Genomic DNA, 11,804 nt, shown 5'->3' on the forward strand with positions numbered 1-11,804 from the left:
ATTGGAATTGATGATGCACCAGGTAATACAATTAAAAATACTGGATTCACGGATTGGGGACACGATTCCCATGCCTGCCTATGCCACTGATGGTTCTGCTGGTTTGGATCTGAGGGTTTGCATTTCTGAACCCATCCAGATAGCCCCACAGGAAACGGTTTTGTTGCCTACAGGACTTTCTATATACATTGCCGATCCCAAATTGGCCGCAGTCATCTTGCCTCGCTCGGGTTTGGGGCATAAAAATGGCATTGTTTTGGGAAACCTCGTTGGTTTGATTGATTCTGATTATCAGGGGGAGCTAAAAATATCCTGTTGGAATAGAAGTCAGGAATCTTTTACGATCAACCCTGGTGAGCGTGTTGCGCAATTGGTGTTTATTCCCGTAGTCCAGGCAGCCTTTGAAATAGTGAATTCATTTACTGAAAGCAGTCGAGGTGAGGGCGGTTTTGGCAGCTCTGGGAGGCATTAGATGATGTATCAACAGGTACAAATTCCTCGTTCTGTTTTTCGTGCGTATGATATCAGAGGTGTCATAGGGCAGGATTTGGACGAACACTCCTTTTATACCATTGGTTTAGCAATTGCCTGCTATTTGCAGATTTTGAACCGAAAACATATTTATTTGGCTCGTGACGGTCGTCTTACCAGTCCCAGTTTGTCCCTGGCCTTAAAAACAGGGCTTCTGGACAGTGGAATTGATGTGGTGGATCTGGGTGCTGTAGCGACGCCTGTGATGTATTATGCTACCCATACTCAAGGTTTGGATTGTGGGTTAATGGTTACTGGAAGTCATAATCCGGCCAATTATAATGGCATTAAAATGGTGTTGGCAGGGAAAACGTTAACACAGGAAGATATAGACACTCTTTATGAGCTGGTTGTTGAGGGCAAACGCTTACAAGGACAGGGGAAGGAAACGCATTTCGATGTAATAAGCCATTATACCCAGCGTATAGTCAGCGATATTCAACTCAAAAAGCCATTGAAAGTTGTGGTTGATTGCGGAAACGGGATTGCCGGGCCAATTATTCCTGCAGTTCTCTCTGAATTGGGCTGTGACGTTATTCCTTTATACTGTGAAGTGGATGGTCGTTTTCCCAATCATCATCCTGATCCGACCATAGAAGCGAATTTAGTTGATTTAAAGGAAGCAGTAGCCTTTCATCATGCCGATATAGGATTGGCTTTTGATGGCGATGCTGATCGCTTGGGCTTGATTACCAATTCAGGGGAAATGATTTGGCCCGATCGTCTAATGATGCTTTTTTCCCGTGAGGTTTTAAGTCGAAATCCCGGAGCGACCATAGTTTATGATGTTAAATGTTCTGCTCATCTGGAACACGTCATTAAGGACGCAGGTGGAATTGCAAAAATGTGTCCTACAGGACACTCTATTGTTAAAGCCGTTATGAAAGAAGAACAGGCTGCTTTGGCTGGTGAAATGAGTGGTCATCTGTTTTTCAAGGATCGTTGGTATGGTTTTGATGATGCGTTGTATAGCGCTTGCCGATTATTAGAAATTATCAGTGCTTCAGATTTAACCGTGAGTGAGCAATTCAAATTAATCCCCAACAGTATCAACACTCCAGAATTGAAAATCACTATAGCAGAGCATGAAAAATTTATTTTTATGAAATTGTTTAGTGAACACGCTGATTTTCCTGATGCGCGCATTCTAACTATTGATGGTCTGCGAGTCGAGTTTGCTAATGGCTGGGGATTATTAAGAGCATCGAATACTACTCCTTGCCTGGTTGCTCGATTTGAAGCAACGGATGCAGATAATCTGTTACACATTCAACTGTTATTCAAAAGGCAAATTCAATTATTAAATGCGGGCCTGGTATTACCCTTTTAATAACGAATAAAAAATCTTTTGTGCAGAGAGGTATCAGGATCTTTTGATAATTGCTTCCTTAGCCTACGTTCCGCGCTATATGCGCGGAATATTGAAATGGTCTCGTGTAATGTAGGTTCATTTTAGTGAGGCTCTCTCTGGAGTAAATCGTGGAATTTTGGGAATCAATTGATGACCTGCCAACTCATCCCGATGGGGTTGTCATTATTTGGAACAATTTGGGGTTTTATTCGATTCGTTGTCTATCTCAGATTCTGGTCTTTTCTCAGAGATAACAGTTGAATAACGGTTGGCGAATAATTGATGCGGATTTATTTTCTGTCGGCATTCTGAATCATTAATCAGATTGTTCAGCTCCATTCTGGTTGATGAATTACCGTATAAACCTCGTATTGCCCTGACTATCCACAAAGAGCTGCGTAATTGACTGATGAAGAGAAACTCTGATGCTATGGGGTGATTTTTTGCTCCATTCAAATCGTTTTTTAATTGGTTCATCTCATCTGGAGAAAGGTTATTTATATGCTGTTCGATGATGTTGGCAGCAATTATTTTTTTTGTTTTCAGATTTAAATCAAGATCTTGGCTTATTTCACCCATCACCGCTTTTAAGTCAGCATAATTTTCTATCTTACGATCATAGTACTGGGATCGAAATTGATAATGTTCTATATCAATGCTCTTTGATTCTAATATTTCTACAACTTTGGGTGTCATCTTTGCGCCATGTGCCAGAAGATGTTTTATGACGCATAAAGGATCTTTGCCTGGATTTGTCTTTTCAGATCCAGTTTCATAGGATTTGGCCAGCTCGGCAGCCAATTCAATGGGAAGTTGGCCATCGGAGTTAGCAGTACCAAAATACTCACTGAAGGATTTGTGACTTTCATCAAAACGATATTCTCCCAGGCGAATAGTTACATGCAGAGGAGTATCTCCATTTTTGATCACGGATTCATTTTCAGACGAACATAAGGTTAAATACTGTTCGGATTGTCTCTCGATATCCCTTTGAATTGATGCGGTTACTGAGTGCTGGTTGTATGGCTCCTCTGTCATGTACTGGTTGAATTCCTGTTTAATGGCCTTAATATCATTTTTTCCTTGCTCACTGTTAATATAGGCACGAAACTCCGGAATTGAGAGGAGCGCTGCTCGTAGTTTTATAATTCGTTCATGTGTTGCTTGAGTGATCAAATTCATTTCAGATGCATCTTTGGGGTTCGATGGATCGAAATGTAAGGCCAAAGCATTTTTCATGAGTTGTTCAGGAGTCAGGATGCATTTCAACAGGCGTTTCCATTTATAACGATTAAACTCCTGATCATTTTTTAAATTGATGAATGCGTTTCTTTCGCTGGAATTGATGTATGCTTTATCATCATTAAATTGAACCATAAACCGCTTATAAGTCGGCCAATAATGATTTCCAGAATCCTGGAGATCTGGAAAATTGAGTAAATCTCGGGGCGTAATGTTAAATGACTTTTCTCCATACGACCAGTTTGTGCTCCGTAAATTGATGAACGACATAATACTGTCGCTGAGCATCAACTCATGATCGATATTAAAAAAAACGATATGGGGCTTGTTGTTTTTGATGATGGTATAGATCCCGATGTTTCCCTTGTGTAAATCGTCTTCTTCCAGGGTGTATTTATTGACAAAAGTACTGGCAAGAGAATCCATATCAACTGTAAGCGTGCCTAAATTTCTTTGTTCCATCAGGGTGCTGAAAAAACCGTGGGGAAGCTGATTAAGAAATTGGTAAGGAATATCCGCGGAATCCCTTACCTTGACCTGTTCAAATCGGTATTGCATTTTTTCCGATGAATATCTGATTTTTTGAAAGGCAGTGTTTTTAATATTAACTTGTTGGGCAATAGAAAGATTGATGTGAAGAGAGGCCACACCGGTAATCTTGTTGTGTTCCTTATCACGTACCAAATGATACCTGGGTGTTGAATGAGGCAGCATAAAGAGACGAGCCATCTCACTAAATGCTACTTCTTTGATTGATAATTCAGGGTTTTGATGTTTATTTTCTTTATAAATTATGGGAACAAGTGCTCCATCTTCACGCTGATAGTTCAGGTCGTGCTTGATGTGTCCAGTTCGATCTGAACCAGAATGTTTATTTAACCCATTAATCTGATTTACTAAATAGGGATCAGGCATTGCCAGATTTCACCATTTTGAAAATTAACCGTACAGCTTAAGCGTAGCATAATAAGATTAAGAGATTATTATCTTAGTTGGATTTATTAACGGTCGTAGCTAAGTGATGTTTTAATTTAAACGATCTGAATGCAATAAGTATGGGCATTTTGTTTATTTAGTAGATCGAAATGGGCAATTTATGTTAAATTGATGGGCAATTTTTGACATTAATTAGATCCAGGAGAAGAAATGCCAAACTTACAATTGGAACAGCAGCTTCAGCTTGAATGGGCTGGCCAAAATGGGCTTATAAAAGATTGGAAAGCAATACCAAAAGCGGAACGAATCTTGTTGATTGAACTTGCTGCCAGTACGTTAATTTCATTAAATGCCCCCGCTTTGGGTTTACTGGCTTTAGTGGCATCGTTGGCTCATTACGGTTATGTTTTGAAACCGAGTCAGGATGCCCTGGTCAGGGAATACAAAGAATATATGAATAGAAATATAAATAACCTGGCCTTCTTTAACCAAAATCCAAGATATCAGGAAATTGTTAAAGAAGTTGGTGGTACGCCTGCTGCTTTGCATAATGCGTGCATCTTGCAAATGAATTAGATTTGTTATTGAGTTCCTCTGTACATGACAGGTTTTTTTGTTATGTACAGAGATTGAGTTCAAATCTTTCTGAGAACATAGAGCATCACTTCTAACGGATGCTGATTGTGTAGACGTGCCGGTACTTTTTCTTGTTTGATGAGTTCAAGCTGGCATTCATTAGCCAGGTCTTTTATATAATCAGGATGATGGTTGAAGCGAGCACTGGTTTGCAGTGTCCAGGGCTCTTTTTCACTGAGTTCTGCAGAAAAGATAAAATATCCTTGTGGGTTGAGATGAGCTCTGATTAACTGGAATAGGCTACTCAAATCTCCAAAATAAGGTAATACATCTGCGGCAACTATTAAATCATAGGGTTGTTTGTTTTGATTAAGAAATTCAATGACTTCCGAATGAACCAGTGAGTCATAGATCCCTTTTTCCCTGGCATGGGCGAGCATTTTTTCTGCAATATCAATTCCTGTTAATCGCTTGCTGATTTCACGCAGTACTATGCCCGATAATCCGGTTCCGCAACCTATATCCAAAGTGTTGTTGACCTGGAGTAACTCCAGTTCATGTACGGTTCTGCCAATGTGCTGCGGCAGCGAATAATTGAGTTGGTCCTTCATGTGCTGTTCGTAATATAGAGCGTAATTATTAAACAAATTTTTGGCGTAATCCGGTGTCGTGTCTGCATCTGTTGCGCCATTAAGGGCATTGAGCATGTGTCTGCTAATGGTATCCTGGGGATTAATGGCTAAAGCCCTTTGTAAATATTCTCGTGATGTTTCTCGCATATCCATTTTTAAATAAATAGCGGCCATATTATTCAGCGAGGGGGTGTGGGTGTGGTTTAAATTCAGGATCTGTTCAAAAAAAATAATCGCCTCATTCAAATGGCCCAGAGCCATTTGAGCCACGCCTGAGTTATATAAATACTCTATATTATCAGGTTCCTTTTTTAGTAAGACATCGTAATGCATCAATGCGTTTTCAAAACGGTCATGATGCATGAAGGTCGCGGCCAGATTGTTACGAGCATCTATGTTTTCATTGTCCAGAGCTAATGCTTTGGTGAAGTAATCGACAGCAATCTGGTTTTGATCTTTTTTGAGAGCAATAACCCCGAGATTGACCAATGTTTGAACTTGTTCGTGATCCTGTTCCAGCACTTTTTGAAATGCCTGCTCTGCTTCTGTCAGCATATTATCCTCCAGATATAAGATCCCCAAATAAAAATAGGCTTCTGTATGAGCAGGATTGAGCGTAATGACATTATTAAATTGAGTTTTAGCAGCAGTTAATTGATTATTCTGAAGCAACAGCAACCCCAGATTAAAATGGGCTGCGCTAAAATCCGGTTCTGCATTCACTGCTTTTCCATAATGGATTAGTGCTTGTTGGTAGTTATTTTGTAAAGCATATACTGTCGCCAGATTATTATGTGCCTGTGCATATTCTGGTTTTAGTTGAATTGCCTTGAGGTAAAATTGAATGGCTTTATCCAGTTGATTGGACTTTTTATACGCATTGGCAAGATTATTTAATAATGCGGGATCACCAGAGTTTACTTCTTGTGCCTGTAACAAATATAAAATCGCATTATCCATGTCGCCTAACTGAGCATAAGTTAAACCCAGAAAATGCAGAGTGTTGTTATGTTTAGGGTTTATGGACAGGATGTGTTCGTAAAGGCTGATCGCTTGAGGGAGTTGGCCTTCATATTGAAATTTATAGGCTTCGGCAAAGAGATTTTCGAGTTCAACGTTCATTTTAAACTGGGAATAAATTCGCGTAAATGGAGTAATGCTTTTGCGCGATGACTGATGGTATTTTTAATTTTAGCAGGTAATTCTGCTGCTGTGCATTGATATTCTTTTATAAAAAACACAGGATCATAGCCAAATCCACCAGAGCCTGTTGCTACCAGACTGATAGTTCCATGGCAAATGCCTGTGGAAATAACTGGAGCAGGATCATGTGCGTGTTGAACCAGGGCTATAGCACAGTAAAAATAGGCCTGCCGTTGTTCATCGGGTAAATGCGCCATATTGTTTAATAAACGTTGGATATTCTCTTGATCAGTAGCTCGCTCTCCTGCATAGCGTGCGGAGTAGATACCGGGTTCGCCATTAAGAGCGGGTACTACCAATCCTGAGTCATCTGCCAATGCCGGTCTATTGGCAAGTAAGCTGGCATGTCGTGCTTTTATTATGGCATTTTCTACAAAACTTAATCCGGTTTCTTCAGCACTGTCTATACCTAAAGAGGATTGGGAAATACAGTGAATGGGTGCTAGTAAATCACATAATTCTCTGATTTTTCCAGAATTACTGGTGGCAAGAATAATTTCGTTCATTTTTTTATCTTTAGAATTTTTTGTCATTGTAACGTGAGAGAGGCAAGAACTGAACTACAGAATTACTAAATAATTTTATGGCATCAAAGAAATAATAAGGCCGGAAGTCTTGCAACTTCCGGCTTTTTAAGGAGATATCCTAAGAATAGGGTGTGTCAACACCGTTCTCAGTGAGCAGTAATCAGCTCATCTGAGCTTGAGGTTCGGATGATGGAACATCTTCTCCAAAATTAATATCGGCTCTGAATTGTTGTGACTCAATTAAGCCAGCAACTTCCTGGAGGTCTTCCGCCTCTTGCTGGGTGATTTCCATAGAATGAGCTGGAGCAAGATAATTGATTTTGATCTCTTCAGGAATGCATATTTGGGGATGAGCCTGGATGTATCGGTCTGAGCGCTCGAGATATTCGTTAATATATCCTTCATAAACAGACTTGCCATTAAGCATCTCCAATTCGCACAAATCAGCGAAATGAGCATTCACATTACCAAATTTATCTCTGCCAAATTTATTGCCCAATCGTTCTTTTGCTGCTTCACTAACTCGAACAATATGTTTACCGTCCAGTTCGTCGCGATCCTGCTTGTACTCTTCGGGACAATTATCAACCATAGGTTCTCTTTTCTCAGATTTGGTTTTACCTGATTTCATTTCTCCATGATATTTGCTGACTTTACCGGATAACGATGCGGATATCAGTGTTTGATCGCCATTGTGCTGAATGTGACATTGGTAGGGATTGGACTGAATATAATCTTTACCGGGTGTAATATGCCATCCAGTAAATTGCAATAGTGTTTTAACTATTGATTTTAATGCGTTAGGTATCCAGGTTGATTGGGTAATCATGTCGTACACTGCGGCTTTAAATGATTTAAATGCATTATTCATGACCACGCGTAGCTTGATATGGGCTTGATCTTCGAATTGCTTTTTTACTTCCAGGGCAATACCCGCTCCATAACAGTCACCTTGTAAAATGATGTCATCAGGATGAACGCCCTGTTTTAGTAAGGATTTGACGACAGAGATACCGGCATTGGTTAAGTCATTTGCTTCTCGAACCTGTCCAGTACTTTTTCCTGTGCCTGGAAAATTGAATGCATGAACTGTGGCGCCAGTTTGCTTGGCAGCAGCAGTAATATCGCGGAAGCAGGCTTGATAGTATGTATTTGCTCCAGGAAAATAAACGATGTGTTTGCCCGTTCCTGGCTTTTGTTCTGCGCCTACTGGCGGTGCGCATTTAAGAACTTCCAGTTGGCAATCTTTACCCGTGGTTAATTTTGAATCAACCATCGTTAAGTTAAAATTCAAACCTTTAAACGCTTTGTGGTATAGCGCGTTTTCATCTGTTTTTTGTTGTTGAAGAAAATCATCAAATGCTGCATTTTCTCCTGGATTAACTGTTTTGGTTCCATACCCTTTTTCTTTATACCAATCACCTTTGCCTACAGGAAACAATGCGCCTGCGACCAAAAGTTGTAAGCGGCTATGAAAAAAAGAGTCTTTTTTCACTAGATTAGCAGACCTGTCTGTCTTTGTCTTCGCCATGGGTTTCTCCAAATACAATTAGAAAATGTGAAGTTAAATTGTAGCAAGGGATCCTTAAGGGAGTATTAATTATCTTCACGTAGGTTAAATATTTATCATTATTTAAAAATTAAGGATATTTTATCAAATTTAGTAATAAAGGTGATCTAATATGAAGCAAAAATTTTTAATACTTAGCAATTGTCCAATTTTTAAGTTAAAATGGAGGGGTATTTTATTCAAAAGAACTCACCATGCCTATATCTCATATATTGTTAGCCCTGTTGGTAGTGCTAGTTTGGGGAATTAATTTTATATTCGTCAAGTGGGGTCTTGATGAAATGTCTCCCTTACTGCTTTGTGCTCTACGATTCTTGATGGCAAGTGTTCCTGCGGTATTTTTTATAAAACCACCTGCAGTCCCTTTTCGTATTATTGCAGCGTATGGGTTGGTGATGTTTGCTTTACAATTTGCTCTGCTGTTTATTGGCATGCAGGTCGGTATGACTCCTGGAATGGCCTCTTTATTGATGCAGGTGCAAGTATTTTTCAGTATCTTTTTTGCCATAATTTTTATTGGGGAAGCCCCAACTGCCGGTCAACTCGTTGGTGCTCTGGTTTCATTTTCAGGTATAGGGCTGGTGGCCATGCATTTTGATTCCAATGTATCGTTACCGGGATTTTTATTTATCATGGGAGCCGCAGCTACCTGGGGTATTGGAAACCTGATAACCAAACAGATTAAAACGAATAATTTAATTTCAGTCATTGTATGGGGCAGTTTTGTTGCGTGTTTTCCCATGTTTCTTCTTGCTTTACTATTCGAAGGGCCTGGAAGTTTCAGTTATACCTATGAGCATTTAAGCTGGAAGGGTTGTGCTTCATTGGCTTATATTGTCTATGTCTCAACGTGGATTGGTTATGGGGTCTGGAATTGGCTGATTAGTCGATATCCTGTCGGAATGATTGTTCCGTTTACTTTATTAGTTCCTGTAGTCGGAATGCTTGGTTCTATTTTGATATTGGGTGAGCCTTTTCAATTATGGAAGCTGGAGGCTGGTTTGTTAGTTATCAGTGGGCTTTGTATCAATATATTAAGTACTCGCTTCTTAATGGCAAAAACACTTCCCAAGACGGCATAAATTCTGATGAGCTCAATTAAAAACATTATGTTATGTGCGGATGATTTTGGCCTGAATCAAGGGATTTCTCTGGGTATTTTAAAGCTGGTGCGAATGAACCGATTGTCTGCAGTAAGCTGCATGGTGAACGAACCGGATTTTCCCATATATGCCAAAGACTTGCTAAGTCTGAAACAACAGATTCATACAGGCCTGCATTTCAATCTCACTGAGGGTGCATTTTTATCAAATCCCGAAATACCTTGTTATCGTTTAAAGGAGTTGATTCTAAGAACTCATACCCGAATGATTCACAAAGCACAGATTCTTAATGAATTGAATGCTCAGCTCGATCATTATGTGGGGGTGATGGGAGAATATCCTGAATTCATAGACGGCCATCAACACGTCCATCAGTTTCCAGTAATACGAGAAGTCCTGCTTGATCTGTATCATCAAAGAAACTTAAAGGAAAAAGGAATATTCATTCGATCCACGTATCCGGCAATTGCGCTTCCCCAATTTAAAGTGAAGTCAGTACTCTTGGCGAGAACTGGAGGGAAAAAATTCCATACTCAGCTGCAGCAATGGAATATCCCTCACAACAGTTGTTTTTCTGGGGTGTATGATTTTGCACCTGATTCAGATTATAGAGCCTTGTTTCGACAATGGTTGATTCAGGTGCCTCATGGTACCCTAATCATGTGTCATCCAGGAGAGGGTGACGATGCTGATGATGTGATTTCAATTACTCGAAAACAAGAACTGAATTATTTTATGAGTAATGAATTTTTGCGTGATTGTGAGGAGCATCAAATTAATTTGAGTTTAACGACAAGCCCAGAATCTTGAGAGTAAATAGCTGTATACGGCGACTAACCCTAAAACCAGGATCAAAGCAATCAAATAGTTTAAATGGGTGAAACGCAACAAGAGAAAATAAAGTGATTCATTCAGTAGTCCAGCAGAGGCTGCGACCAGAAAAAAATGCGGTAAACTTAATTGTTTTTGATCTTGAAGTTTGGAAAATGTCAGGTATTTGTGACCCATAAAACTGATGTTAAATGCTATTAAAAAAGCAATAATATTGGCAATCAGCGGGCTGATAGCGAAACTGGTGACCAAACAAAGTACGCTCATAATGTGTACAAAAGCGGATGTTGCACCAATACCTGTGTAGTAAACCAGCCGATGAGATAGTTTAAGTTCTGCTGTCATCAAAGCTGGAATCCTCATCAATAATATAATGTGGCCTGTATTTAACTTCATCAAATATACGCCCGATGTATTCTCCTACCACGCCTATAGCAAAGAGCTGCAATCCACCAAAGAAGCTTATGGCTGTGACTATGGTTGCCCAACCGGGAGTCTGTATACCAAATATCAGGGTGCTGATAATGATCCATGCCGCATAGAATAAGGCTGCTGTGGCGACCCCTATTCCTCCTAAAGCGATCATTCTTAAGGGAAAGGCGGTAAATGAGGTAATGCCTGTGATTGCCAGATCCAGCAAAGAATAAAAACTCCATTGTGACGTGCCTGATTTTCTAGGTTGCACTTCAAAAGGAATGGCAATTTGTTTGAAACCAACCCAACTGTATAACCCTTTCATAAAGCGATTGCGTTCCGGCAATTGTTGCAGGGCATTCACAATTTTTCGATCAAGTAATCTAAAATCTCCAGCATTTGCAGGGATATTGATGTGGTTTATTTTAGAAGTAAATTGATAAAAAGCTTTTGCACAGGTTCTTTTTAGCCAGGACTCGTCGGATCTGTTTTGACGAACGGCATAAACCATGTCATAGCCTTGCTCCCATTGACGCACAAATTCACTTAATAATTCAAGTGGATGCTGAAAGTCGCTGTCCATCAGAATAACTGCATCTCCACGAGCATGATCCAATCCGGCACTTATTGCTTTTTCTTTTCCAAAGTTACGGCTAAAACGAAGGTATCTAATGGGAAATTGCGTTCTTAATTGCTGAATAATCGTGAACGTATTGTCCTGACTGCCATCATCGATCAGGAGCATTTCATAAGGGTAGTTTAACCCTTTGAGCGTTTTATCCAGTGCGGCAACGAATTCTGCAATGACTTCTTCCTCATTAAATACAGGAACGACACAGGAAATCAGTTTTTTGTTTTGTGTAGTTTTTGACATAATGATTTTAATGG

General features: G+C 39.8%; 11 protein-coding genes. 5 read left to right on the top strand and 6 right to left on the bottom strand.

Annotation, left to right across the window (positions count from 1 at the left end; genetic code table 11):
* The first annotated feature begins 13 nt into the window (after positions 1-13).
* Both dut and G543_RS0106105 read left to right on the top strand, forming a co-directional pair.
* Entirely contained in the window at positions 14-472 is a 459-nt protein-coding gene (gene dut / locus G543_RS0106100) for a dUTP diphosphatase (RefSeq protein WP_028383754.1), read from the top strand.
* On the top strand, positions 473-1,861 hold the full coding sequence (locus tag G543_RS0106105) for a phosphomannomutase/phosphoglucomutase (protein ID WP_028383755.1): 1,389 nt from the start codon (positions 473-475) through the stop codon (positions 1,859-1,861).
* A 204-nt stretch (positions 1,862-2,065) separates the two neighbouring features.
* Here the strand turns inward: G543_RS0106105 and ankK are convergent, their stop codons facing one another.
* Positions 2,066-4,039, bottom strand: a complete 1,974-nt coding sequence (ankK, locus tag G543_RS0106110) for a Dot/Icm T4SS effector AnkK/LegA5 (RefSeq protein ID WP_028383756.1) — start codon at positions 4,037-4,039, stop codon at positions 2,066-2,068.
* Between the two features lie 231 nt (positions 4,040-4,270).
* Here ankK and G543_RS0106115 point away from each other — a divergent pair, with 231 nt between their 5' ends.
* Positions 4,271-4,636 carry a hypothetical protein gene (locus G543_RS0106115; protein ID WP_028383757.1) on the top strand — a complete coding sequence of 122 codons (366 nt, stop codon included), beginning with the start codon at positions 4,271-4,273 and terminating at the stop codon, positions 4,634-4,636.
* A gap of 59 nt (positions 4,637-4,695) precedes the next feature.
* Here the strand turns inward: G543_RS0106115 and G543_RS0106120 are convergent, their stop codons facing one another.
* The 3 genes from G543_RS0106120 to sdbB all read right to left on the bottom strand — a co-directional run bounded on the left by G543_RS0106120 (position 4,696) and on the right by sdbB (position 8,529).
* A complete protein-coding gene (locus G543_RS0106120; RefSeq protein ID WP_028383758.1) occupies positions 4,696-6,390 on the bottom strand; it encodes a tetratricopeptide repeat protein in 1,695 nt (564 codons plus the stop codon).
* Complete coding sequence (gene rdgB / locus G543_RS0106125; RefSeq protein WP_028383759.1) at positions 6,387-6,977, bottom strand: RdgB/HAM1 family non-canonical purine NTP pyrophosphatase; 591 nt, start codon at positions 6,975-6,977, stop codon at positions 6,387-6,389. The genes G543_RS0106120 and rdgB overlap by 4 nt, the downstream gene beginning before the upstream one ends.
* A 181-nt stretch (positions 6,978-7,158) precedes the next feature.
* The gene (gene sdbB / locus G543_RS17205) at positions 7,159-8,529 is read right to left on the bottom strand and encodes a Dot/Icm T4SS effector alpha/beta hydrolase (RefSeq protein ID WP_051190602.1); all 1,371 of its coding nucleotides are present in this window, start codon (positions 8,527-8,529) and stop codon (positions 7,159-7,161) included.
* Between the two features lie 233 nt (positions 8,530-8,762).
* Between sdbB and G543_RS0106135 the strand changes: the two genes are divergently transcribed.
* Together G543_RS0106135 and G543_RS0106140 are read left to right on the top strand one after the other, a co-directional pair.
* Positions 8,763-9,650 (top strand): EamA family transporter, encoded by an 888-nt coding sequence (locus G543_RS0106135; RefSeq protein WP_028383760.1) that lies wholly within the window; start codon positions 8,763-8,765, stop codon positions 9,648-9,650.
* A gap of 6 nt (positions 9,651-9,656) precedes the next feature.
* Positions 9,657-10,481 (top strand): ChbG/HpnK family deacetylase, encoded by an 825-nt coding sequence (locus tag G543_RS0106140; RefSeq protein WP_028383761.1) that lies wholly within the window; start codon positions 9,657-9,659, stop codon positions 10,479-10,481.
* On the opposite strand, the gene G543_RS0106145 is transcribed toward G543_RS0106140, so the two are convergent.
* Together G543_RS0106145 and G543_RS0106150 are read right to left on the bottom strand one after the other, a co-directional pair.
* Positions 10,458-10,847: a GtrA family protein gene (locus tag G543_RS0106145; protein WP_028383762.1), complete on the bottom strand. Its 390-nt coding sequence runs from the start codon at positions 10,845-10,847 to the stop codon at positions 10,458-10,460. The genes G543_RS0106140 and G543_RS0106145 overlap by 24 nt on opposite strands.
* Positions 10,831-11,790 carry a glycosyltransferase family 2 protein gene (locus G543_RS0106150; RefSeq protein WP_028383763.1) on the bottom strand — a complete coding sequence of 320 codons (960 nt, stop codon included), beginning with the start codon at positions 11,788-11,790 and terminating at the stop codon, positions 10,831-10,833. The genes G543_RS0106145 and G543_RS0106150 overlap by 17 nt, the downstream gene beginning before the upstream one ends.
* Between the last annotated feature and the right edge of the window lie 14 nt (positions 11,791-11,804).

Origin of the sequence: Legionella moravica DSM 19234, assembly GCF_000423305.1 — a bacterium.
GTDB lineage: Bacteria > Pseudomonadota > Gammaproteobacteria > Legionellales > Legionellaceae > Legionella > Legionella moravica.